Annotated in this window: 19 protein-coding genes and 1 pseudogene; 16 read left to right on the top strand and 4 right to left on the bottom strand. The window is 55.1% G+C overall.

The window, feature by feature from the left end:
• Window positions 1-111: 111 nt before the first annotated feature.
• The 6 genes from recC to yfiB all read left to right on the top strand — a co-directional run bounded on the left by recC (window position 112) and on the right by yfiB (window position 11,823).
• A complete protein-coding gene (recC, locus tag QOL84_RS15800) occupies window positions 112-3,564 on the top strand; it encodes an exodeoxyribonuclease V subunit gamma (RefSeq protein ID WP_283437804.1) in 3,453 nt (1,150 codons plus the stop codon).
• Window positions 3,561-7,250: an exodeoxyribonuclease V subunit beta gene (gene recB / locus QOL84_RS15795; RefSeq protein ID WP_283437803.1), complete on the top strand. Its 3,690-nt coding sequence runs from the start codon at window positions 3,561-3,563 to the stop codon at window positions 7,248-7,250. The genes recC and recB overlap by 4 nt, the downstream gene beginning before the upstream one ends.
• The gene (gene recD / locus QOL84_RS15790) at window positions 7,247-9,364 is read left to right on the top strand and encodes an exodeoxyribonuclease V subunit alpha (RefSeq protein ID WP_283437802.1); all 2,118 of its coding nucleotides are present in this window, start codon (window positions 7,247-7,249) and stop codon (window positions 9,362-9,364) included. Before recB ends, recD begins: the two co-directional genes overlap by 4 nt.
• A 119-nt stretch (window positions 9,365-9,483) precedes the next feature.
• Window positions 9,484-10,059, top strand: a complete 576-nt coding sequence (gene yfiR / locus QOL84_RS15785; RefSeq protein WP_283437801.1) for a regulatory sequestration protein YfiR — start codon at window positions 9,484-9,486, stop codon at window positions 10,057-10,059.
• Window positions 10,056-11,324: a diguanylate cyclase DgcN/YfiN gene (gene dgcN / locus QOL84_RS15780; protein WP_129388724.1), complete on the top strand. Its 1,269-nt coding sequence runs from the start codon at window positions 10,056-10,058 to the stop codon at window positions 11,322-11,324. Before yfiR ends, dgcN begins: the two co-directional genes overlap by 4 nt.
• Before the next feature lie 4 nt (window positions 11,325-11,328).
• Window positions 11,329-11,823, top strand: coding sequence for an outer membrane lipoprotein YfiB (yfiB, locus tag QOL84_RS15775; protein ID WP_488168964.1), 495 nt, complete (start codon window positions 11,329-11,331; stop codon window positions 11,821-11,823).
• On the opposite strand, the pseudogene QOL84_RS15770 reads toward yfiB, so the two are convergent.
• Window positions 11,820-11,957, bottom strand: a pseudogene (locus QOL84_RS15770) (LysR family transcriptional regulator); the annotation flags it as partial. The gene yfiB and the pseudogene QOL84_RS15770 sit on opposite strands and share 4 nt — an antisense overlap.
• A 43-nt stretch (window positions 11,958-12,000) precedes the next feature.
• Between QOL84_RS15770 and QOL84_RS15765 the strand changes: the two are divergent.
• The 8 genes from QOL84_RS15765 to QOL84_RS15730 all read left to right on the top strand — a co-directional run bounded on the left by QOL84_RS15765 (window position 12,001) and on the right by QOL84_RS15730 (window position 18,776).
• Window positions 12,001-13,344 (top strand): tyrosine-type recombinase/integrase, encoded by a 1,344-nt coding sequence (locus QOL84_RS15765; protein WP_283437800.1) that lies wholly within the window; start codon window positions 12,001-12,003, stop codon window positions 13,342-13,344.
• Window positions 13,341-14,288, top strand: coding sequence for a hypothetical protein (locus tag QOL84_RS15760; RefSeq protein ID WP_283437799.1), 948 nt, complete (start codon window positions 13,341-13,343; stop codon window positions 14,286-14,288). The genes QOL84_RS15765 and QOL84_RS15760 overlap by 4 nt, the downstream gene beginning before the upstream one ends.
• Window positions 14,289-14,406: 118 nt before the next feature.
• Window positions 14,407-14,736 carry a hypothetical protein gene (locus tag QOL84_RS15755; protein WP_283437798.1) on the top strand — a complete coding sequence of 110 codons (330 nt, stop codon included), beginning with the start codon at window positions 14,407-14,409 and terminating at the stop codon, window positions 14,734-14,736.
• A gap of 104 nt (window positions 14,737-14,840) precedes the next feature.
• Window positions 14,841-15,170 (top strand): hypothetical protein, encoded by a 330-nt coding sequence (locus QOL84_RS15750; protein ID WP_283437797.1) that lies wholly within the window; start codon window positions 14,841-14,843, stop codon window positions 15,168-15,170.
• A 51-nt stretch (window positions 15,171-15,221) separates the two neighbouring features.
• Entirely contained in the window at window positions 15,222-16,337 is a 1,116-nt protein-coding gene (locus QOL84_RS15745; protein WP_283437796.1) for an AlbA family DNA-binding domain-containing protein, read from the top strand.
• Between the two features lie 511 nt (window positions 16,338-16,848).
• Entirely contained in the window at window positions 16,849-17,295 is a 447-nt protein-coding gene (locus QOL84_RS15740; protein ID WP_283437795.1) for a phage protein Gp13 family protein, read from the top strand.
• 12 nt (window positions 17,296-17,307) lie between these two features.
• A complete protein-coding gene (locus tag QOL84_RS15735; RefSeq protein WP_283437794.1) occupies window positions 17,308-17,886 on the top strand; it encodes a virion core protein, T7 gp14 family in 579 nt (192 codons plus the stop codon).
• A gap of 341 nt (window positions 17,887-18,227) precedes the next feature.
• On the top strand, window positions 18,228-18,776 hold the full coding sequence (locus QOL84_RS15730) for a Rha family transcriptional regulator (protein WP_283437793.1): 549 nt from the start codon (window positions 18,228-18,230) through the stop codon (window positions 18,774-18,776).
• Between the two features lie 61 nt (window positions 18,777-18,837).
• Here QOL84_RS15730 and QOL84_RS15725 read toward each other — a convergent pair whose 3' ends face one another.
• Complete coding sequence (locus QOL84_RS15725) at window positions 18,838-20,622, bottom strand: ATP-dependent nuclease (protein WP_283437792.1); 1,785 nt, start codon at window positions 20,620-20,622, stop codon at window positions 18,838-18,840.
• A gap of 425 nt (window positions 20,623-21,047) precedes the next feature.
• Here QOL84_RS15725 and QOL84_RS29535 point away from each other — a divergent pair, with 425 nt between their 5' ends.
• Window positions 21,048-21,221 (top strand): gp19.5 family protein, encoded by a 174-nt coding sequence (locus QOL84_RS29535; RefSeq protein WP_430458720.1) that lies wholly within the window; start codon window positions 21,048-21,050, stop codon window positions 21,219-21,221.
• A gap of 26 nt (window positions 21,222-21,247) precedes the next feature.
• Here the strand turns inward: QOL84_RS29535 and QOL84_RS15720 are convergent, their stop codons facing one another.
• Entirely contained in the window at window positions 21,248-21,628 is a 381-nt protein-coding gene (locus tag QOL84_RS15720; RefSeq protein WP_283438660.1) for a hypothetical protein, read from the bottom strand.
• Between the two features lie 7 nt (window positions 21,629-21,635).
• On the bottom strand, window positions 21,636-22,772 hold the full coding sequence (locus QOL84_RS15715; protein ID WP_283437791.1) for a polymorphic toxin type 44 domain-containing protein: 1,137 nt from the start codon (window positions 22,770-22,772) through the stop codon (window positions 21,636-21,638).
• Window positions 22,773-23,239: 467 nt separating this feature from the next.
• Between QOL84_RS15715 and QOL84_RS29530 the strand changes: the two genes are divergently transcribed.
• Window positions 23,240-23,413 (top strand): gp19.5 family protein, encoded by a 174-nt coding sequence (locus QOL84_RS29530; RefSeq protein WP_430458719.1) that lies wholly within the window; start codon window positions 23,240-23,242, stop codon window positions 23,411-23,413.
• The last annotated feature ends 80 nt before the right edge of the window (window positions 23,414-23,493 follow it).

Genomic DNA, 23,493 nt, shown 5'->3' with positions numbered 1-23,493 from the left:
TTTGCCCGTCGGAAAGTTCTTACAGCATTCACGGACGTCGTCCGGCTGTCACAACCTGCCGACAATGCTAAGGTTCTGCCCTAGCTTTTGTATTTTTCCAAGGAAGCCTTTATGCCGGACGCCCAGTCCCTCAACGCTGCATTCATGGTGGTTCAGAGCAACAGCCTGGACGAACTGCGCAGCCTTGTGATCAGCATCATGCGACGCTATCCACTGGCGCCTCTGGAAAACGAAATTGCCCTGGTGCAAAGCAACGGAATCGCCCAATGGCTTAAATTGGCTTTGGCGGAAGACCCCGAGGAGGACGACCTCGGCGGCTGCGGTATTGCTGCGGCGATTGATGTGCAACTGCCCGGCAGCTTTATGTGGCAACTCTACCGAATGGTTCTGGGCCGAGAACAAATCCCGGCCAAATCCCTACTCGATAAAGCTCCACTGACCTGGCGTCTCATGCGCCTGCTGCCACAGGTCATCGACCGCGAGCATTTCGAGCCGCTGCAACGGTTCCTCACCCACGACACCGACTTGCGCAAGCGCTACCAACTCTCCGAGCGCCTGGCGGATCTCTTCGACCAATATCAGGTGTATCGGGCTGACTGGCTTGAGGATTGGGCTGAAGGGCGGCACCAGTTGCGCAATGTCAGGGGTGAAGTAAAACCTCTGCCAGCCACCAGTTGCTGGCAAGCCGAATTGTGGCGTGCATTGTTGGAGGACGTGGGTGAACAAGGCATGGCACAGAGTCGCGCCGGTGTTCATCAACGGTTTATCGAGCGCATCAACAATCTCACAGAGGCTCCGACCGGGCTTCCCTCGCGAGTGATCGTTTTCGGGATTTCTTCGTTGCCGGCCCAAGTCCTTGAAGCGCTGGCCGGGCTCGCACGTTTCAGCCAGGTTCTGCTTTGCGTGCACAACCCTTGCCGTCACCACTGGGCCGATATCGTCGCCGACAAGGACTTGCTGCGTCACCAATACAAGCGGCAGTCGCGCAAGAGCGGAATGCCTGTTGTCCTCGACCCTGACACATTGCACCAACATGCCCACCCGCTATTGGCTGCATGGGGTAAACAAGGTCGCGACTACATCAACCTGCTCGACAGCTACGACGATCCCAACAGCTACCGTGCAGCGTTCCGCGACGGTCGCATCGACCTGTTCAGCGAAACCCGTCCGCACAATCTGCTCAATCAACTACAGGACGACATCCTCGAACTGCGCCCGCTCAACGAAACTCGCGAGCACTGGCCTGCGGTTGATCTGACAAAAGATGATTCGATCCGTTTTCACATTGCCCACAGCGCTCAGCGTGAAGTTGAAATCCTTCACGACCAGCTCTTGGCCCGCTTCAGTGCCAACCCCGATTTGCGTCCTCGTGATGTCATCGTGATGGTGCCGGACATCGACAGCTATGCGCCGCATATCCGCGCAGTATTCGGCCAACTCGACCGGTATGATCCGCGTTTCATTCCCTTCACTTTGGCAGACCAGGGCCAACGTGGCCGCGATCCGCTGCTGATCGCGGTCGAGCATCTGCTGAAACTGCCGGACAGCCGTTTTCCGGTCAGTGAGATTCTCGACCTGCTCGATGTTCCTGCTTTGCGTGCGCGCTTCGGCGTCGAAGAACGCGACTTGCCGACACTGCACCGCTGGATCGAAGGCGCAGGTGTCCGTTGGGGCATGAACGCCGAGCAACGCGCAGGGCTCGGCTTGCCTGATGAGCTGGAGCAGAACAGCTGGCATTTCGGTTTGCGGCGGATGTTGCTCGGTTACGCCGTTGGCAGCGCAAATGCCTGCGCGGGTATCGAACCGTATGATGAAATCGGTGGCCTGGATGCCGTATTGATCGGGCCGCTGGTGGCCTTGCTTGATGCACTGGAACTCGCCCATCAGGAGCTCATGCAATCGGCGCAACCGAAAGAGTGGGGCCGGCGATTGCAAGCGCTCATGCAGCTGTTCTTCAAGGCCAGCAATGAACACGACGATTATTTGCTGACCCAACTGGAAGAGCTTCGCGAAACCTGGCTGGAGACCTGCGATGCAGTGGCTCTGGTCGATGAGCTGCCACTGACTGTGGTGCGTGAAGCCTGGCTCGCGGGCCTCGATCAGGGCCGTTTGTCGCAACGCTTTCTCGCCGGGGCGGTGAACTTCTGCACGTTGATGCCGATGCGCGCCATCCCTTTCAAACTGGTGTGCCTGCTGGGTATGAATGACGGCGACTACCCCCGTGCGCAACCACCATTGGACTTCGATCTGATGGGCAGCGATTACCGACCGGGCGACCGTTCCCGGCGTGAAGATGACCGTTATCTGCTGCTCGAGGCGCTACTGTCTGCGCGCCATCAGCTCTATATCAGTTGGGTCGGCCGCAGCATTCGTGACAACAGCGAGCGCCCTGCGTCGGTGTTGATCGGCCAGTTGCGCGATCACCTTGCCAGCGGCTGGCGGCTGCTCGATGAAACTCAGGATTTGTTGAGCGCCATGACCGAGGAGCATCCGTTGCAGCCGTTCAGTGCGCGCTATTTCCATGAAGGCGATCAACTGTTCAGCTACGCCAGTGAATGGCAGGTGCTGCATCAACATCCTGCGCCACCAAACAGCGCGCAATTGCTCCCGCCTTTCATTCAGGAAGAACCGCTGAGCCTCGCTCTCCTGCAGGACTTTCTGCGTAACCCGGTGCGGCACTTCTTCACGCAGCGACTCAAGGTGTATTTCGAAGCCGCCGAAGCGCCGTTGGCCGATGAAGAGCCTTTCGTGCTCGACGCGTTGCAGCGTTACATGCTCAGCGACAGCCTGCTCGAAGCTGCGCTGAGGCAACCGGACAACATCGATCAAGCCCTCGAGGTTCAAGCCCGCCGTCTGCAAAACAGTGGACTGTTGCCGATGGCTGGCTTCGGCGAATGTTTGCAGCGAGAACTGATCGAACCGCTGCCGGACCTGTTGCAGCGTTATCAACAACTCCTGACGTTGTGGCCGACACCGCTGACCAGTGCGATCCCGATCAGCCTCGATTTGCAGGGTTTGCGCCTGGAAGGCTGGCTCTCGGGTCTGCATCAGCGCAGCGATGGTGGGGTGTTGTCGGTCACGACCATTCCCAACAGCATCGGCTCGATCAAAAGCCGCAAATGGCATCGACTGAGCAAACCCTGGGTCAATCATCTTGTTGCCTGCGCCAGCGGGTTGTCACTGACCACAGCGTTGGTCGCCAGTGACGACACCTTGCTGCTTGAACCGATGGAGCAGGACCGAGCGTTGCGTTTCCTTGGCGATCTGCTGCTCGCCTGGCAGGCCGGCATGCGCCAGCCGTTACCGATCGCCGTCAAAACCGCCTTCGCCTGGCTGTCGCAGACCGACCCGCTCAAGGCCGAAGCGGCCGCACGTAAAGCCTATGAAGGTGATGGCCAGACCAGTGAGGGCGAGCGCCGCGAAAGTCCGGCGTTGTCCCGACAATATGCCGACTTCGATGCATTGCTCGAGGACGAAACATTCTCCGGTTGGTGCGACGCCTTGTACCGACCATTGCAGGAAGCCCCGTGGCGCTCATTATCCAGTGAAGGGGCGCGCGCATGAGTACGAAAACACCCCTCGCCCTGGCATTCCCGCTACGTGGCAGCCAGTTGATCGAAGCCAGTGCCGGTACCGGCAAGACCTTTACTATTTCTGCACTTTATCTGCGCCTGATTCTTGGGCACGGCGGTGAAGCCAGCAGCTTCGGTCGCGAGCTTTTGCCGCCGCAAATTCTCGTGGTGACGTTCACCGACGCTGCGACCAAAGAGCTGCGCGAGCGGATTCGTACGCGACTGGCCGAGGCCGCGCGATTCTTTCGTGACGAGATGCCGGCCCCTGACGGGCTGATCGCCGAACTGCGCGATCAATTCGATCCGCAGCAATGGCCCGGTTGCGCCAACCGTCTCGATATCGCCGCGCAATGGATGGACGAAGCGGCCGTTTCGACTATCCACAGTTGGTGTCAGCGCATGCTGCGCGAGCATGCGTTCGACAGCGGCAGCCTGTTCACCCAATCGCTGGAAACCGATCACAGCGATCTGCTTGGCGAAGTGTTACGCGATTACTGGCGGCTGTTCTGCTACCCGATGCAGGGTGATGCGCTCAATTGGGTGCGCAGCAACTGGGGCGGTCCAGCAGCATTGTTGCCGCGTGTCCGCGGCTTGTTCGCCAGTGAGCGCGACAGCGATGAAGGCAAGGCGCCCGCTGAGCTCATCGAAGAGTGCCTGCAAGAGCGCCGCGCGGCATTGATCGAACTGAAAATGCCGTGGCGCCAGTGGGCAGACGAGTTGCTCGTCATCTGTCATCAAGGAGTTGCCAGCAAAAGCGTCGATGGTCGCAAGATGCAGGCCCGCTACTTTGAACCGTGGTTCGAGAAGCTCAAGGCCTGGGCCGAAGACGAGGCCATGGAGCAACTGGACATCGGCACCGGCTTCACTCGACTGACTCCCGACGGCATGGCTGAAGCCTGGAAGGGCCAGGCGCCGAGTCATCCCGGGCTGGACGCCATGCCCGGGCTGAAATCCAGTCTCGATGCATTGCCGACCCCCGACGCCGCGGTCTTGCAACATGCCGCCAAATGGGTCGGTGCGCGCTTTGAAGAAGAAAAACGCCGGCGCGCCGAAATGGGCTTCGACGACATGCTTTTGCGGCTGGATGCTGCCCTGCAATCGGAGGGGGGCGAGCGTCTTGCGATTCTGATTCGCGAGCAATTCCCGGTCGCGCTGATCGACGAATTCCAGGACACCGATCCGGTGCAGTACCGGATTTTCGAGACGATCTATCGGATCGAAGACAACAATCCAGACACCGGGCTGTTTCTGATCGGCGATCCCAAACAGGCGATCTATGCCTTTCGCGGTGCGGACATTTACACCTATTTGCGCGCGCGTCAGGCCACCAGCGGCCGCTTGCATACGCTCGGCACCAACTTCCGCTCCAGTCACGGCATGGTCAATGCGGTCAACCATGTATTCGAACGCGCCGAATCCCGCGAGCAGGGACGCGGCGCGTTTTTGTTCCGGGAAAAAAATGGTGATAACCCGGTGCCGTTTCTCCCTGTCGAGTCTCAGGGCCGCAAGGAGAAACTGCAGGTTGCCGGGCAAGACGTCGCAGCACTGAATGTCTGGTTATTGCCCAGTGATCAGCCTTTGTCAGGCGCAGTCTATCGCCAACAATTGGCGGCGGCCTGTGCCAGCGAAATCACTGCGCTGCTCAATGGCGGACAAAGCGCCAGTGCGGGATTCACTCAGGACGGTAAGGACTTCAGAGGCCTGCGCCCCTCGGACATCGCGATCCTCGTGCGCGACGGTAAAGAAGCCCAGGCCGTGCGCGGTGAACTCGCCAGTCGTGGTGTGCGCAGCGTGTATCTGTCGGACAAGGACTCGGTGTTCGCCGCTCAGGAGGCCCATGACCTGTTGGCGTGGCTAAAGGCCTGCGCCGAACCGGATGTCGAACGTTCGCTGAAAGCCGCGCTGGCCTGCATCACCCTGAACCTGCCACTGGTTGAACTGGAGCGGCTGAACCAGGACGAACTGGTCTGGGAAACCCGCGTCATGCAATTTCGCGGCTATCGCGAACTGTGGCGCAAGCAAGGCGTGTTGCCGATGCTCCGACGTCTGTTGCACGACTTCCATTTGCCGCAGACCTTGATGACGCGCAGCGATGGCGAGCGGGTGCTGACCAATCTTTTGCACCTCTCGGAACTGATGCAGCAAGCCGCCGCGGAACTCGATGGCGAACAAGCGCTGATCCGCCACCTGGCCGAGCTTCTGGCATTGTCGGGGCAGGCGGGTGAGGAGCAGATCCTGCGCCTGGAAAGCGACGAGCAACTGGTCAAGGTGGTGACCATCCACAAGTCGAAAGGGCTTGAGTATCCACTGGTGTTCCTGCCATTCATCTGCTCGGCAAAACCGGTCGATGGCAGCCGGTTGCCGCTGCATTACCACGACGCTTCGGGCAAGGCCCAGGTGAGCCTCAAGCCAACCGCCGAATTGATTGCGCAAGCGGATGAAGAGCGCCTCGCCGAGGATCTGCGCTTGCTGTATGTCGCCCTGACCCGCGCGCAACATGCCTGCTGGTTGGGCGTGACGGATCTCAAGCGCGGCAATAATAACAGCTCGGTGCTGCACCTTGCTGCGCTGGGTTATTTGCTCGGCGGTGGTGCGTCTCTGGGCGAATCCAGCGGGCTCGACCGTTGGCTGCGAGACCTGCAGCAGGACTGCCCGGCAATCAGCATCGCAGAAATGCCGCAGCCCACGGCTGAGCATTACCAGCCGCCGCGTAACGAAGCCATCCTCAGCGCCACGCTATTGCCCAAGCGCAAGGCCAGCGAAAACTGGTGGATCGCGTCCTACAGCGCGCTGCGCATCAGCGATGTGTTGAGTGTTGGCAGCGATGAAGCACCGGACAGTCCGCAAGCGCAAAAGCTGTTCGATGACGAGCGCCTTGACCCGGACGCGCCACGGGAAATCATTGCCGGTGGCGCCGATATCCACCGCTTCCCCCGAGGCCCCAATCCGGGCACGTTTCTCCACGGTTTACTGGAGTGGGCCGGCGACGATGGCTTCGCGGTTTCTCGCGCGGCGCTGGAAGATGCGATTGGTCGCCGCTGCAATTTGCGTGGCTGGGAAGGCTGGATCGTCACCCTCAGTGACTGGCTGCAGCATCTGCTCAAGTCGCCATTGCCGATTGCTGGCGGGCAGCCGCCGGTGATTCTCGAGCAGCTCAAGCAATACCGCGTCGAGATGGAATTCTGGTTCGCCAGCCATAAAGTCGATGTACTCAAACTCGACGAACTGGTGCGCCAATACACGCACAATGGCGTCGCTCGGGTGGCGGCAGAACCGGTGCAACTCAACGGTATGTTCAAAGGTTTCATCGACCTGACCTTTGAACACAACGGCCGTTATTACGTGGCCGACTATAAATCCAACTGGCTGGGCGTGGATGATCTGGCGTACACCGAGCAAGCCATGGAACAGTCGATCCTCGACAATCGCTACGACCTGCAATACGTGTTGTATCTGTTGGCATTGCATCGCCAGCTCAAGGCACGATTGCCGGATTATGATTACGACCGGCACATCGGTGGCGCGCTGTATATGTTCCTGCGGGGCACCCGTGCAGACAGTCGCGGCGTTTATTTTGCCCGCCCGCCGCGCGAGTTGATCGAACGGCTGGACCGGATGTTCCAGGGCAAACCCGAACCCAAGGCCGAACCCGCATGGGAACAGGGAGTCCTGCTATGAGCCGCACTTTTGCTGATCTGTTGCCGACACCGTTGGCGGCCGACAGCCTGTCGAGACTTGCGCCGCTGACCAGCGCCGACGATTTGCTGCTGTTGCTCACCCGCTGGGTCGAGCGGGGCTGGCTGCGTGCACTGGACAAGGCATTCGTCGCATTTTTGCACGAGCTTGAGCCGGGCACCGATCCGTTGGTGTTGCTCGCCGCCGCACTGACCAGTCACCAGCTGGGTCACGGCCACGTGTGCCTGGATCTGTTCGAAACGCTCAAAGCCCCGGATTTTGCCCTGTCGTTGCCGCCCGAAGGCGACGTGCAAGGCGGCGTGTTGCTGCTGCCCTCGCAATTGCTTGAGGCGCTCGACGGCGTGCATTGGTGCAAGGCGCTGGCCGCCAGTGGTCTGGTCGCGTTGGCGGCCGATACCCGTGAAGTGGCGCAACAGCGGCCGTTGGTGTTGGCCGGGAAACGTCTGTACCTGCGACGTTACTGGGCTTACGAACGGCGCATCGATGCGGCGTTGCGCCAGCGTCTGGCCCAAACCGAGGCAACCCCGGAGGATCTGCCGCAGCGGTTGGACGAATTGTTCGGATCGGCCGGCTCCGCTGAAGTGATCGACTGGCAGAAACTCGCCTGCGCCCTTGCCACCCGCAGCGCTTTCAGCATTGTTACTGGCGGCCCGGGCACCGGTAAAACGACGACGGTGGTACGCCTCCTCGCGCTGCTTCAAGCGCCGGCAGTGGAGGCCGGTCACCCGCTGCGCATTCGTCTCGCGGCGCCGACAGGCAAAGCGGCGGCGCGACTGACCGAGTCCATCAGTCAGCAAGTGCAATCGCTGAAAGTCGCCGAAGAGGTGCGCGCGAAAATCCCCTGCGACGTGACCACCGTGCACCGTTTGCTCGGCAGTCGTCCCGGGACGCGACACTTCCGTCACCACGCCGGCAACCGCTTGCCGCTGGACGTGCTGGTGGTCGACGAAGCTTCGATGATCGACCTGGAAATGATGGCCAACCTGCTCGACGCGTTACCGGCCCATGCGCGACTGGTGCTGCTCGGAGACAAGGATCAACTCGCTTCCGTGGAGGCCGGCGCGGTACTTGGTGATCTGTGTCGTGACGCCGAACAGGGTTGGTACAACCCGCAAACCCGGCACTGGCTGGAATCTGTCAGCGGTGAATCGTTGCAAGGCAGTGGCCTGCACGAGGATGTCGACGGCGGCCATCCACTGGCGCAACAAGTGGTGATGCTGCGCCACTCCCGACGTTTCGGCGAGGGCAGCGGCATCGGTCAGCTCGCGCGGCGGGTCAATCAGCAGCTACCGCTAGAGGCGCGTCAGTTACTGGACAGCGGCCACTATGAAGATGTGTTTTCGTTAAAACTGCCCAAGGCTGAACACGATCCCAAGCTCGAACGACTGGCGCTTGACGGCCACGGCGATGGCAACGGACCGCAAGGCTATCGGCACTATCTGAGCGTGCTGCGCAATCAGCGTCCGTCGCCCGACAGACCGCTGGAACATCCAGACTGGACCCACTGGGCGCGTGACGTCTTGCAGGCCTTCGATACCTTCCAGCTATTGTGTGCCGTGCGCAAAGGGCCGTGGGGTGTTGAAGGCCTGAACCTGCGCATCACCGCCGCGTTGCTCAAGGCACGTCTGATCGACAACGATCAGCAATGGTACGAAGGTCGCCCGGTACTGATGACCCGCAATGACTACGGTCTGGGTCTGATGAACGGCGACATCGGCATCGCCCTCAAGCTGCCCGAGCGTGAAGGGCCGGATGCCGGCAAACCGCTGCTGCGCGTGGCCTTTCCGCGTAACGATGGCCAGGGCGGTGTGCGTTTCGTATTACCGAGCCGGCTCAACGACGTGGAAACCGTCTACGCGATGACGGTGCACAAGTCGCAGGGCTCGGAGTTCGCCCACACCGCGCTGATCCTTCCGGATGCCTTGAACCCGGTGCTGACCAAGGAGCTGATCTACACCGGCATTACCCGCGCCAAACACTGGTTCACCCTGATCGAATCGCGTACCGAGGTGTTTGAAGAAGCCGTACAGCGCAAGGTCAAGCGTCTCAGCGGACTGATGCTGGAACTGGAAGAGGGCAGCGCGCCTCGCGGGTGAAAATCCAGGCGTTGAACGGCGTTTACTGACCAACCGGTCAGAGGGCGCCGCCTCGCTGGTGTTTCACCGCTGTGCTATCGTTGCGGCATCATTTCGCTACGATCCAAGAGAATCCCTGCATGAAGGTGTCTGTCTGGGCGACAGCGCGCGCGGTTGGCGGCAAACTCGCGTTGCTTGTCGGTCTGCTCTGGCTATTGACGGGCGTGGCCGTCGCGCAAGCGCAACCGCCGACGGGCATGGCTGAGCATCGCGCGCAATCGGTCACCCAAGTGGTTCTCGGCATCCTCAGTTACGCACGCTGGCCGGTAGAACCTGCGCAGTTGCGCCTGTGCATCGTCGGCCCCACCGAATACACCGACGATCTGGTCAAAGGCACCACGCAGGCCACCGGCCGGCCAGTCTTGGTGCGGCGCTTGCTGGCCGATAACCCAGCCATCGTCAATGAATGCGATGCGGTCTATATCGGCAAACTGACAGCGGATGAGCGCAGCCGGCTTTTCGAATCGTTGATGGGTCATCCGGTACTGAGCATCAGTGAAGGTGGCGATCAGTGCACGGTGGGCAGTCTGTTCTGCCTGCGCGTCGGCGATGAGCAGGTGTCCTTCGAGGTCAACCTCGACTCCGTGGCCCGCAGCGGCGTACGCATTCATCCAAGCGTGCTGCAATTGTCGCGTCGCAAACCGGCGGCACCATGAAACTGTTCAGATCCAATACCCGCCCAACGCTGGGCTCGGTTCTTGGCCGTGGGCATTTGACGGTTGCTCTGGTGGCGGTGTCGATGGCCAGTATCTCGCTGACTTTGCTCGGCGTTCTGGCGCTGCGGGTGTACGCCGATCACAACCTGCACCTGATTGCCCGTTCGATCAGCTACACCGTGGAAGCGGCGGTGGTGTTCAACGACAAGACCGCCGCCACCGAAGCCCTGGCGCTGATCGCCTCCACCGAAGAAGTCGCGGATGCGCAGGTGTTCGATGCCCAAGGTCAGCTGCTCGCACGCTGGCAACGCCCGGAAAATGGCTTGTTTTCCGACCTGGAGATGCAGATCACCCGCGCCGTTCTGGAGAAACCGATCAGCCTGCCGATCGTGCATCAGGATCGTCAGATCGGTCATATCCTGCTCACCGGTCATGGCGGCAGCCTGATGCGGTTTCTGCTCAGCGGTCTGGCCGGGATCATCCTCTGCACGGCGATCAGCGCCTGCGTGGCAATCTACCTGGCGCGCCGGCAATTACGCGAAATCATCGGCCCGCTACGCAGCCTTGCGACCGTGGCCCACGCCGCCCGCAGCGAGCGCGCACTGGATCGCCGGGTGCCGCCGGCGCAGATCGCCGAACTCGACAACCTCGGCAACGACTTCAATGCTTTGCTTGACGAACTGGAGTCGTGGCAAAGCCACCTGCAAAGCGAAAACGAAACCCTCGCGCACCAGGCCAGCCATGACAGCCTCACCGGTTTGCCGAATCGGGCCTTTTTCGAGGGCCGCTTGATTCGTGCCTTGCGCAACGGCGGCAAACTCAATGAGCGCGTTGCCGTGCTGTTTCTCGACAGCGATCGCTTCAAGGGCATCAACGACAACTTCGGCCATGCTGCCGGCGACGCGGTGTTGGTGGCCATCGCCAATCGTGTTCGCGCGCAGTTGCGCGAAGAAGATCTGGTGGCACGCCTGGGCGGCGATGAGTTCGCCGTGTTGCTTACGCCCCTGCACAAGGTCGAAGACGCCGAGCGCATTGCCGACAAGATCCTCGCCAGCATGGACATGCCCATCGCGCTGCCGGGCGACACCAGTGTCGTGACCTCGCTCAGTATCGGCATCGCGGTTTTTCCCGATCATGGTGCCACCCCCGGTGCGCTGCTCAATGCCGCCGATGCGGCGATGTACCAAGCCAAGCGTTTGTCGCGCGGCGCTCAATTCACGGCTGGGGCGGAGCACCCGGTCGATCCCGTTCAAACCAGGAGCTAATCCCGTGTTCACACTGCCTATCCGACTGTTTTTCGCGCTGCTGCTGATGGCCGCACTGACCCTGACCGGTTGCCAGACTGCGCCGCAAAAAGGCCTGACCCCGGCGCAAGTCGCGGTGCTCAAACAACAAGGTTTCGAACTGACCGACGAGGGCTGGGAATTTGGCCTGTCGGGCAAGGTGCTGTTTGGCAGCGATGTCGAAAGCCTGAACAAGGAAAGTACCGAGATCGTCGAACGTATCGGCAAAGCGTTGCTCGGTGTCGGCATCGAGCGCGTGCGGGTCGATGGCCACACCGACGCCTCGGGCAAGGAAACCTACAACCAGCAACTGTCCCTGCGCCGGGCCAAGAGCGTTGCCAACGTACTCGGCACGGTGGGCATGAAGCAGGAAAACATCCAGTTGCAGGGCCTCGGCAGCAAGGAACCGGTGGCCTCCAACAGCACGGCAGCGGGCCGCACCGAGAACCGCCGGGTGGCGATCGTGGTCAGCAACGACTAATCGGCAAACTGCATCTCGCCAGTTGTGCCCATCAGCAGCGCCTGATTGCGTTCGGTCACCTCGCGGATGTAATCCCACAACAGGGTAATCCGCTTGAGCTTGCGCAGATCCTCCCGGCAGTACATCCAGAACTTCAAGGAATTCAGGTTAACCCAATGATTACGGGGGCTAACCGCCATGAGTATCCTTGAAGTTCGACCTGCTGTTACAAGCACCGTTACAACCCTCGCTTTTCCCTCGAAGCCGACCACAAGGCTCGCTAAGCCCTATCACTACCGACGCAACGGTATTTACTACATGCGTCTCAGGGCTACGGGTAGCACCACTGAGGCTGCTGCGGTTTCTCTTCAGACCAGCAACAGGCGTGATGCACTGGACGCTTCAGAGCAGCTAACAGGGCTTGTCAGGGCGTTTCATTTGGAGAACCCGGACGCTTCTTGGAGCAAGTTGAAGGAATATTTCCGCTTGGTCTCAGAGGAGGTGTTTGAGTCTGGACGTGAAGGCGTTACGCAGGTGTGGGGAGCATTGCACGATAGCCACTCTGATTCCGTGGGCAGCTCGTTCAGTCCTTTCAAATCTGCAAAGGGCGCTTCGGTATCCCTATCTGTAATCGCTCCAGCAGTGACCTTTGAGGCCCTTTCAGCGCTCTATTTGGTTGACAGAGGGCAGGACCAGAAAGCCTCTACCTTGAAGGAAACCAAGATTTGCCATGGGACGATCTCTACGGCTCTTGGGGCGCTGGACATGCGAACTCATTCACGGGCTGACCTCGTTGCGCTGCGTGATCGTCTTGCAGATGGTCGTATGCCTTCAACGGTCAACAAGCTGCTCGTTAAGCTTTCAGCAGTCCTTGCATGGGCAGTTGAAAACGGTCACATATCCAAGTCATACGATAAGAAACTGAAGCTCACAAAGGGCACTGAGTCGAGCCGTAGGGCGTTCACTCAGGATCAGGTGTGCAAGCTCGTTGCTTACTCCAACACTCTTCCTGAAACCTCGTGGAAGCGCTGGCTGCTTAGCCTTGGCGCAATCACAGGCGGGCGTCTAAACGAAATCTCTCAATTGACGGTAGGTGATATTCAGACCCTCTCATCTGGCATCACGGTCATTCATATCAACGAGTTGGGTGAAGGGAAGTCAATCAAGAACAAGCGCAGTGAGCGTCTGGTGCCTCTGACTGACGGTGCCTACGGATTCGACCTCGCAGCGTTCTTGCGGTACGTCGATGAGTGTAGGACAGGCCCTTTAGCTCAGATCGGCTACAAGACAGCCGGTGAGTGGGTGAACCAGCAAGCAATCCCAGCTGCTCTAAAAGAGTCATTTGGACCCGGCTTAACATTCCACTCACTGCGGCACTCGTTGGCGTCCTTGATGCAGGCCAAGGGCGTTCCTACGGCTTATGCACAGGCCGTAATGGGCCATGCATCGGGTACGATTACTTTTGACGTTTACGGTTCTGGAGTGCCTGTGGAGACAGTTGCGGAGATGCTTGTTGGGTTGTTCGTGGGTGATGGGCAATGACTGGATTGTTGACGACTGTTCTGGCGGTTCCCTACCTGTACAGACGGAAAGAAGTCTTTTACCTCCGATTGCGGACTCGGGGAGTAGCGTCAGATAGCACCACTATTTCGTTGCGCACTTTCGATAAAGCGGTAGCTACGAAAATCACTGCTGACATCTTGAAGCGACTTGAGGAATTCCACCTTGGAGAACCCTCCGCGACATGGAAGCGACTCAAGGAAAATCTGCATGACATTGCCCAAGGTTGTTTGGTCAATGCTCACGGCGCCCCGTCGCTCGCAGCTTACGGGGCTGGTCGTTCTAAACTTCGTGGCGCGAACGGCGTCAGTCAGGCGCCTCTCAAAAAAGCGTTCTATATCACTCCTCAAGGCGTTGCCGAGCCTGGCTGTGTTCTCCAAATTCCCGATTACGGTAATCCTGAAAAAGGGTTCAGCAACCCACGCGGTGAATACGTTGTCTACCTGACCATACCTCCGCGTGCTGCTCGGCCCCTCATCAAACAAATCGTTGAGGTTCATGAAGCCAACTACAGGGCACTGGTCGCAGAGTTCAAGAAGAGCCCACCGCCCGTACGACATGGTAAGAAAGTTCTGGAACCCTATGAGGGCGACTTGCCATTCTTCGAGAATGGTGACGGCACCGTGACTTTCAAATTCAAGCGTTACGCCTCGTATGTGGACCAAAACACCCGAGAGGCCAAGCCGCTGCCTTTAAAAGTGGTGGACTCCAAAGGGACATCCATCGCGAACGTTCCGGCCATCGCTGGCGGCTCGGTTTTGAAGGTGCGCTTTTCCATGTTTCCTTACGGCTGGACCAATGTGGCAGGCGCATCTATGAAGCTCCATCTGGATTCCGTAATGCTGATAAAACTGATCGAATCCAGAAGTGAAGACGTTTGGAAAGACGAAACTGTGGAGGGAAGCTACGTGTACGTGAGTCCATGATTGAACCAGCTTGAATAGGTTTACTTCCAGTGGGGTTAGGTGTGTGAATGCTGCTCGTTGACATGTGTGATTTGTGTTCGTATATTTCGCGCCTCCACAATGATCCGAGATATACACCATGGCTCCTTCCCGCGACGTTCCGATTGTTCCTGCTGTAATCGCGACACACACCTCTGAGCCGCCTATTTACGTGTCTATGGAGTTCAGCGATGACTATGACATGTGCGGTAAAGGGACTTGGAAATGGGTCGCGAAACGTTCTTGGACGTCGCACGGTTCTACCCGTACTGAAATGTTTGAGATTCCTCATGATGCCGAAGATGCGGAAAAAGAAGATGTCATCAGTGTGATACAGGCCCTGACCCGTACCCCTGATGGGACTGGTGCAAAATATATGATTTCTCGGGCGGATGAGGAGCCAAGGTATGTAGCGATTCGAGTCGAATAGGATTATTGAGTTGACTGGTGCTACTGGCTACGAAGGAAATTCTTATATCTGTGAGCAAGGATCGTATACCTTATGAGGCTTCATGCTACCTAAGGATTATTTTTATGCCTGCTTTGCACTTTGTGACCGACAGTCTCTCCATCGCAAAGGCTACGCCCAAGAGACGCCACGTAGACCTGAAAGTGAGCCTCACTGCTGCTCTAAATGAGTTCGTTGAGTTGGGGCTTTTTGAGGTCGAGAAAGGCGCCGAAGGCTTGACCATTTGGAGGTTGGTAGACGGTCCCGTAGTCGCCCAAGAAGCATTCTATGAGGATACGTTCAAGCGGAAATTTGTCCTCACTCAGTTGACTCGCGATGCTGTTCTGGGAGTGGTTTTGCGAGCAAGACATGCTGGCGATCGAGCCGCACTGGTTGGTTGTATACAAAGAGCTTAATCATAAATATTTTTAGAAAGTCTACGCAAAACAGCAAAAGCTGGAGTATCCATGGAAGATAAAGCGTTAATTCAAGAATTACTATTTCGAGGGGAAAGCAGTACTTTAGATTACAAAGTTAAGCAATACCCTTTTGCTGGTGCTGAGGAAGCTCAAAAGGCAGAGTTGCTGAAAGATATTCTGGCATTTGCAAATGCCTGGCGTTCTGAAACAGCTTATATTCTTGTCGGAGTAAAGAACGATACATTAGAGCTTGTCGAGCTCGACGAAGACATTGATGACTCCCGTTTGCAAGAGTTTATTAACTCAAAGACAAATCATCCTGTAAATTTCGCATACAGATCTTTGGATTACAACGGTACTAAGCTCGGGCTCTATGTTATTCCTGTGCAAGATCGTCCGGTTTACGTGAGAAAGCAGTTTGGTAGGGTAATGCCTAACACGGTCTATGTACGGCGAGGGTCGGCAACAGTAATCGCAGCCCCTTCAGAAATTGCTCAAATGGGTGCTGCTGCTTCTCAAGCGAAAGTCGAAGAAGTTCTACTCCCTGAATTTTCTGTGAAAGTAGTCGGTTCGGACGATTTAGGTCATGAAAGATTAACTCATTCATATAAAGGATGGACGTTACTTCCGGCTGAAAAATATCCAATGATATCTGGTCCCAATAATTATAGTGATAGATATCTAAATGCGCAGTTTAATAAGCAGATGGCTGCATATTTGCAGGAGTCTTGCGGGAAGTTTCATCTGTCTTTTGAGGTTAATAATAGCGGAAGTTCCTACGCCGAAGATGTCAAACTCAGAATAGCTGTGCCTGTCGAAACCGGTGCTTATTTTAAAGAGGGTTTTGATTTGCTTTCGCGACCTAAACGTAAAGTCGATCCAAATGAAACTGGGAAAGCGGTGGGTCGTAGGGCGTTACCTGGATTTACAATAAAGACAGTTGCAGGTGAGCATATTTTGACTTTTTCATTGGGGAAACTTCAATCGGGAGAGACACGGCGTACGCCAAAAGTCTATCTGTTAAACGCGCTTCCGGTTCTTAAGGGTTTTAGTGTCTCAGTGTTTTCTGATCAATTACGGTCCTCGGTGAAAATATCGATACCCGTTGATATAGAGTTTGAGGGCGAGGAATTAACCACTGAGCGTTTAAGGAATATGGCATAGTATAATTTTGAATGACTTTGCGTTAACTTTCGTAGGGTTGATAATCTGTTTTCTGAAATTATTAGAGGGAGGTGTTCGTGAAGCCCTCGCTCCTAATAAGGCGGTAGCTTCTACCCCTCAGTACACCCACTCAGTGCCCGCTTGCTGATTTGCGTCAATGCAAACACCTCTGCGAACCATATTGATTCTGCGCGTTGTCGATTAAAACTACCCACTATAACGCCACCGACTTATCCGTTCGACTTGAGGCCTCAGCGGAAGGTCGGCAGATCGACCAAGCCATGTAGGCCGTACTTTCGATAGGAATGGCCTTCAGTGGCTTCATGGCGATAGAGGACAGTCAGGCGATTTCAAGGGCCTGCATGGACTCGTACCGTACGATCCTGTAAGTCAGAGTTTCTTGCTGATTCTCATGGGATCCGAAGGCGTAGAGATTCGATAAAAGCCCTCACTAAAAGCAGGATGCCACCTCGGGTCCTGCTTTCACTCATCTGAAGGGAGGTAAATCAATATGCAAAAGACCAAAGCAACTCTTGGTGATCTTTTAGAAGCTTCGGAAAAACTTTCCCCGAGCGACCTCGCCGACTTCAACGGTATGCAGGCAGGTCGAAACCCTGCTGAAGTCTTCACGAAGGCCCTCGACGAAACCACTCATGTTATTAAGTCTGGAGGAGGGAAGGTCTTGGCTGCTGGAGGGCATTCTGAAGGGGGAGTCTGGCTAATTACCACAACGCAGGTCGCTGAGTTATCCACAGCAGAACGGTTCAAGTTCTATCGGATTCTCAAAGCCCATTTAGCCCAGATCAAAAGCCTGACGCCCGGTAATGTGGCTCTGACGAATTACGTAGCGGTACAAAATCATGCGCACGTTCGCTTGCTGACAAAGCTCGGGGCCGTTCTGAGTGAGGGTCTCTTTAAGTCACCCTCGGGTATGCTTCTCAAGCAATTTTCATTTTAAGGAGGAATCAGTATGTGTGAACCAGTATCCATATCCATCGCAATGGCAGGTCTTGCTGCCTCTTCAGCCGCTATGAGCGCATCGGAAGGCGCCAAGGCCAAAGGCCAAATGACCGACAACGAGCGCAAGCAGCAAAACGAAGTGGTCAAGCAAGCCAACTTCGCAGAGAACGACCAAAAGCTTGCCACCGTGGACAAACAGGACGAAGCCCGTAGGCAGCTCACTGAGGTGAACCTTCAAGCCATCCGCAATCAAGGGACCATCAACGCGGCAATCGGGGAGTCCGGCCTTTCGGGCAGATCCATGGATCGCTTGAAGAACTCCGTCGCCAATGACGCGAGCGCCCAACGAATGAACATCACAGACAACTACACCCGTGATTATCAAGCGATCTTCGCGAATCGTGTGGGCAGCTCTGAGAACGCTAAGGCCGCTGTCCGTGGTCTGGGCGGCAACAAGTACAAGGTCAACAACATCGCCAATGCCCTGAACATTGTTTCAGCGGGCGGAGCTGGTTATGCGCAGGGTGAAAGCATGACGGCATCACGTAACGCTAAGAACAATACGCCAAGCGGTACTCCTGCCGGGTGAAAGAGAACCGCGTGACTGGGTATGGACATGTGCTCACATTCTGGGCTTGGTTAAAAACACCCACTATAAGCAGAGGGGGCTTAAGGTTACTCAAGCAGCCCTTCCTCTTTAAGACATCTCAGCGGCTTCCTGTCAGGTGATGGATTTCAATGCCATCCACGCTTAGCCCGGTTCATATATTCCTCCCCGTCGCCACCCCTCTTGCCCGTCGCTGGGCCGACAAGCCAAACCAACAGAGTCTTTCTGATTGCTCCCTGTGCCATGTGCCAGAACCCTTGTCATGGGTCTCTGTACTGGTCCGTGGGAGCGAACTCAGGGAGCAATCAAAAGGAACCATGACAATGCATTTGACCAATATCACCAATCCAAACACACCAATCTCTGTGTTCGAGAAGATTGCTAACGCTGGGTCAGTCGCACCATCGACTTTAAATGGCCTCCCCGGAATGTCTTCTTTGGAGATCGCGCAAGCCACTGGCAAGAGCCATAAGCATGTTCTCCGCGACATCACGAAGATGATTAAAGAGATCGGTCCACTTTTGGGCCAATGTCAGTACATCAAGACTCTCGCCCCCGATGGCTATGGCCGTCTTCAGCCAATAATCATCCTCGACAAGGAACTGACCTTTACAGTTCTGACTGGTTACAACGCAACTTTACGCTTGCTCGTCAATCGACGCTGGCTTGAACTGGAGGGATCTGGCTTTAAGCGTGTGTCGATTCAGGACGCGGTCGTCCATTTGGTCGAGCGCGAGAAGGTCAATCGGCAAGCGGCCTTAAGGGTAGTCAATCGAGGTAAACCCTCCCCGCAGCTCACCGCGCAGGAAAAGGAATTGCAGCGTCTCTATCGGGCAGCTCAGAGATACGAAAAGATGAATCCCATGCGTTAACCAAAAACTCCCATAGGGTGCGTACGCCCTCGTAATGGGTCAAACGAGGGATGCATTGGACTCAGTTTGGGGTTAAAAGCTCAACTATCTGTACAAAAATTGGTCTAAGAGGTTCAAATATATCTGGCTCTGCGTCTGCCATATTTATAATCCATTCTGCGAATGAGATTTTGAAGTCCTCGTGAGTGGTAAGGATATGAAAGTGTTTGAGGTCTTCTCGGGGTGTCAGATATGCCTGAAACTTACGTAGGTTTTCAGAAGTTACGATTTCGGAGTGTGGAAATTCTGTTAGCTGTAGCGCGCCGGCATCTTGCGCACGTCGTCGTAACGCTGGAGAGAAAAAGTTTTCTAAAGATCCCGGCCAGCAATCCTTTGGTAATGCAATCTCCAGCATAAAATGCTCAAATTCTTGGTTGTAAGGAAGCCTGCACCAATACACTTTATTTGAGTTGTGCTGGACCCATTTGCCTTTGTTCAAACGGCCATGAGAATATAGCGCTCTACCAGCGGAGTCGTTATCAACAAGAGCAAATATATTTCTTCCAGGAGCAACTCCAGTCAATATCTTACCGTCTCTCGTGAGCGCTTCCATTTTCGATGTTCCTCCCGCTGCTTCGAACCTCAGTGGCATTACTCCGCCGATTAGAATCTGCCATGCTTTGGTGAAAATAAGGGCATCAGAAGCACCTTCGACGAATACTATGGATTGGTTGTGCGCGTCCAATATCTCAAGTAGAGCACGTTGATCCTCATTCTGTTGTGTGATTTTATTATGTGCGTCTCTGAGGTACGCACTAATAACTGGGAGGTGCGGTGTCTCACCCATAAGTTCGCTCGGTAATAGTTCAGGTGAGGCGCCAATCTTAACAATTGAAGAGTTAATTCGGTCTTGGATTTTTTGAGAACGGGAAACAAAGTAACGGGATATGTCTTCATGATCCAGAGAAAAGAAGGCTGGGCTGTGGCTTGTCAAAAAAACTTGTTTGTTGGATTGCTGACCATAAGACCGAAATCTTTCCGCTTCATCAATTGCATTTGCTAATTCTAAAGAGTTCTCAGGCTCCTCGAATGCCCAGATATGAAAGTCCTCGGAGCTATGGTTTGCGAGAAATGAAAGTATCGGGGCAATATGTCGGACTTGTACGCCATCTCCGCGTTGCAATGTAAGGCTATATGAGTCTCCCGCCTCAGATGTAGTCTCGAAGTCAAGGGAGCGGAAGAGGTCTGTTAGGTCTTTTGGTGTGGTTACTACGCTTGCAACTTTTAAATCGTTGAGTAGTTGTAAGCTTAGATCTTGAGTTCTTTCGCGTAGTGCATTGGTGAAATTGATAAGTGAGCCTGAGAATTCCGCATTAAGAGCGATAACTTTGTAAATGTTTGCCTGTAGGCTTTCGAATATTTTGCGGTCCTTTATCGCTGGTATGTAATAAAGCCTTATTTTGTTTAAGAATCGAGTTAGGTAGTGACGTTTGTTTTCCAAAACGTTTGTTGTGATTTGAGCGTCTGAGTCGAATGATATGCTCCATTGTTTTTTGACCCAGAATTGATCCCCTAATGACGGCCTCCAAGTAGTTGGGGTGTTAAACCATATTTTCACGTAAACAAATTTCCGTATATCCCCCTCGCCACCTGCTTCGGCCCTGCGTGAGTGATTAAAGTCTTGGAGGAAGTTGAAGTCTAAATCAGGGCTTGTATTGTTATTAAAGAAAAGATTTAGTGCTCGTAGAATGTTGCTTTTTCCAGAGTCATTTCTGCCGAAGATAATGTTCGTGTCGTTGCAACCGTTAAGGCTTTCTTTATATATTGATCTAAAGTATGCAACTTCCACTCTTTCGACTAATTTCATAGAGGTTCCGAATTCTGATTTTTAGTGGTGTGCTTATACTTTTGTTTTTAGGGTTTCTGAATTTGGCGCGTGAAAAATTTAGCGTAGCAGAAACCTTAGAGGGCGTTGCTTAACATCAGGCGTTTTCCCATTTTTTTGGGTGCCGCTTGCCTATGACCACATGCATCGTTTATGTAGTCACTGAGGTGAGGTTTAAAGGCAAGACCCTTTGTCGGCGGTAAAGATATTGTCGCTGCGTAGGTTAAGAGATGGCTAAGATGTCATGGAGCCCGACCTACAAGGTTTTCAAGAACTCCCATTAAAAGAACGAGGACTCTACAGGTTAGCCGGCAGAGCTACCCTATGCCGTAGATTTCTCTTACTTTCTATATCGGATGAATATCCATGACCAGCAGCCACCACCTAACACACGGGAGGGCTGAGCGATGACTACTCGGTGGATAGCCTTTGTAGCAGCAATCCGCAATCTGGCTACCCACCGTGTCACCTACCGATTTCTTGGTCTACTCCTTGTCGCTTTTGGAGTTGCTCAAGGTGGTCCGTTTGGCGAAGCCTTTGGATATGTCGTCTGCGTTCTACTCGTTGGCTGTGACGGGTGACCTTGCTGTGTTGCTGAAAGGGCAGTTCAAGGCCGGAAAGGATCAAGCTCCCCCTTGCATGGTTTCAAACGAGAAATAACGTCAATGGAAGTATTAACAGTGTCGATCCTACCTGTTTCATCAAGGTTGATTTCTGTGGTTGCCCCCCATTTTGGCGTTATGGAAATGCATCTCCGAAGGCCATTTTTGGACCACCAATCGAACATCATGAAGAACTTCCCATCGGGGAAGATGTGTCCAATGTCTGCTGTCCCTTCACCGGGGAGGATGCCTCCTTTGTCAATACGGTGCTGGGTGTTCCAGATATATCGCAGCTCATCCTTTCCAGTCTTGGGGTAATTGACGACTACTCGTGGCAGCGTCAAGTACCAAAACAAGAACGTGGCGAGCAGGAGCAGAGTTATCATTTTTCCTTTACTCAGTTTTCTTGCAAACGTGTGCACGAACGCCATCCCCCCAATCCTTCGGTTTAACTGCAAGAACTTTGTCCATTACCATCTGGGCGGTGATGCCACCGTTAGGATGCTCGGCGAATAGTTTAATCCCGATATCGATAGATATCCGATCCTGATCGTCGTCGTAAGCCCGCAAGCCATCGATGCCTTCAGCCGCGTCAGGCCATTGCCGTTTCTTCCAATTAAATACTTTTCTGACAGATTCAGAAGCTATCTGCTCAAGACCTGCGCCGTCGGCAAGGGCGCTTTCTGAAAGGCCACCAGCTCGCCCCACGTAACCGTAGTGAATGTTCGACCAAATGTCATAGAAGTAATCGTAGTCACCCTGCTTGTGGTAAACGACGCCGTCGTACATCTCTGCCAGTGCCACTTTGTGGTCCCATTTACGGCCCTGACCAACCCGTTCAGTCCAAAGCGCCATAGCAGCCGCAACGTTTGCAGCGCCAATCGCTTGCGGGCTGGTCGTACCTACTTGGGCATACCAAGGCAGCTCCATTTGCTTACGAGTTTTTTCCGCAACGTCATAGCTGAGCAGTTCTTTCATCTTAAGGACGGAGGGGTGGCTGATGTTGGTGTTTATCTCGCCAGCAATGTAACTCGCCAGTTCTTCCATCATGTCAGGGTCTTTGCAGACGGCAGGTGCCGCTTTCTCTTCAGGCTTCCCAGCGGCTGTCTTAGGATCTACCAAAGCGTTCGCCGCTAAGGCTTTCTCCTTGAGATTCGGGTCGGCCAACAAGGTCGCCATCTTCTCATCGTCCACAGAACCGTCTGGTCGGAAGGCTCCCAGCGCCATGAAGTTAATAATGGTTGCACCACCAGCGTCACCCATGAAGAAGCCACCACCGACATCGCCTGAGCCCGTAATGATTGTCCCGCCGTGACTGGTAGGGCTCCCTAAGTGGGCCATGGGACGGCCATTCACTTGTATAGAAGGAAAGCCTGTAGTGATTACCGCCCCACACCCACAGGTATCACCAACACGGGCGGAGCCCATCAAGTTGATATTGACGTCGCCGCTGGCTGAAGCAATTGGGGTAGTCCCGTGTCCGGGTAAAGGGCAGACGTGTTTGTCACCCAGTCGAGCAGAAGAAATCATCGAGCATCGTCCTTGCGTCTTTCGTCCATAGCCAATAACCAGTCCTCAGACGGGCGCGTGGGAGGCTACCGGAAACACGGAGGAGGGTCTGTAGGAAAAGTCTCAATCTTTAACAGTGGGAGCCGCAAAAAATCTCATTGAGCGAGGCCATAGTTGAAACCGTAATGGGGTTCACGGTAGCTACTACGTCTTCTATCTGCGCTGGTATGGATGTGACTGGACAGGGTGTCTGGTCACTGCCAGCACTCATTTAAAAACACCCACTATAAGCAGGGGGGGACTTAAAGGTATCTCTCTCGGTATCCATCCGAGTACTCAATGGTCAAGCCAAAACCCCTCACTATAACCAGAGGGGACTTAAGGTTACTCAAACAGCCCTTGCTCCTTTAGACCTCTCACTGGCTTCCTCTCTGGTGATGAATATCAATTGACCAATAACCACCTCACCCATACGGGAGGGCTAAGCGATGACTACTCGGTGGAAGACCTCTATAGCAGCAATCCGCAATCTGGCTACCCACCGTGTCACCTACCGATTTCTTGGTCTACTCCTTGTCGCTTTTGGAGTTGCTCAAGGTGGTCCGTTTGGCGAAGCCTCTGGATATGTCGTCTGTGTTCTGCTTGGTGGCTGTGCTGAGTGAGGTTTGGAAAACCGTAGTGCAATTAAACTTTCCAGCGCTATCGGCTAAGATCGGATGAATGATCCCAGTTTCTTCACGTA

This window comes from Pseudomonas helmanticensis (genome assembly GCF_900182985.1).
GTDB lineage: Bacteria > Pseudomonadota > Gammaproteobacteria > Pseudomonadales > Pseudomonadaceae > Aquipseudomonas > Aquipseudomonas helmanticensis.
This window is presented reverse-complemented; position numbering and strand designations above follow the sequence as displayed.

What these genes read in the sequence shown, in the direction of transcription:
- recC (WP_283437804.1), top strand. Translation starts at nt 112, where the DNA reads ATGCCGGACGCCCAGTCCCTCAACGCTGCATTCATGGTGGTTCAGAGC.
- recB (WP_283437803.1), top strand. Translation starts at nt 3,561, where the DNA reads ATGAGTACGAAAACACCCCTCGCCCTGGCATTCCCGCTACGTGGCAGC.
- recD (WP_283437802.1), top strand. Translation starts at nt 7,247, where the DNA reads ATGAGCCGCACTTTTGCTGATCTGTTGCCGACACCGTTGGCGGCCGAC.
- yfiR (WP_283437801.1), top strand. Translation starts at nt 9,484, where the DNA reads ATGAAGGTGTCTGTCTGGGCGACAGCGCGCGCGGTTGGCGGCAAACTC.
- dgcN (WP_129388724.1), top strand. Translation starts at nt 10,056, where the DNA reads ATGAAACTGTTCAGATCCAATACCCGCCCAACGCTGGGCTCGGTTCTT.
- QOL84_RS15765 (WP_283437800.1), top strand. Translation starts at nt 12,001, where the DNA reads ATGAGTATCCTTGAAGTTCGACCTGCTGTTACAAGCACCGTTACAACC.
- QOL84_RS15760 (WP_283437799.1), top strand. Translation starts at nt 13,341, where the DNA reads ATGACTGGATTGTTGACGACTGTTCTGGCGGTTCCCTACCTGTACAGA.
- QOL84_RS15755 (WP_283437798.1), top strand. Translation starts at nt 14,407, where the DNA reads ATGGCTCCTTCCCGCGACGTTCCGATTGTTCCTGCTGTAATCGCGACA.
- QOL84_RS15750 (WP_283437797.1), top strand. Translation starts at nt 14,841, where the DNA reads ATGCCTGCTTTGCACTTTGTGACCGACAGTCTCTCCATCGCAAAGGCT.
- QOL84_RS15745 (WP_283437796.1), top strand. Translation starts at nt 15,222, where the DNA reads ATGGAAGATAAAGCGTTAATTCAAGAATTACTATTTCGAGGGGAAAGC.
- QOL84_RS15740 (WP_283437795.1), top strand. Translation starts at nt 16,849, where the DNA reads ATGCAAAAGACCAAAGCAACTCTTGGTGATCTTTTAGAAGCTTCGGAA.
- QOL84_RS15735 (WP_283437794.1), top strand. Translation starts at nt 17,308, where the DNA reads ATGTGTGAACCAGTATCCATATCCATCGCAATGGCAGGTCTTGCTGCC.
- QOL84_RS15730 (WP_283437793.1), top strand. Translation starts at nt 18,228, where the DNA reads ATGCATTTGACCAATATCACCAATCCAAACACACCAATCTCTGTGTTC.
- QOL84_RS15725 (WP_283437792.1), bottom strand. Translation starts at nt 20,622, where the DNA reads ATGAAATTAGTCGAAAGAGTGGAAGTTGCATACTTTAGATCAATATAT.
- QOL84_RS29535 (WP_430458720.1), top strand. Translation starts at nt 21,048, where the DNA reads ATGACTACTCGGTGGATAGCCTTTGTAGCAGCAATCCGCAATCTGGCT.
- QOL84_RS15720 (WP_283438660.1), bottom strand. Translation starts at nt 21,628, where the DNA reads ATGATAACTCTGCTCCTGCTCGCCACGTTCTTGTTTTGGTACTTGACG.
- QOL84_RS15715 (WP_283437791.1), bottom strand. Translation starts at nt 22,772, where the DNA reads ATGATTTCTTCTGCTCGACTGGGTGACAAACACGTCTGCCCTTTACCC.
- QOL84_RS29530 (WP_430458719.1), top strand. Translation starts at nt 23,240, where the DNA reads ATGACTACTCGGTGGAAGACCTCTATAGCAGCAATCCGCAATCTGGCT.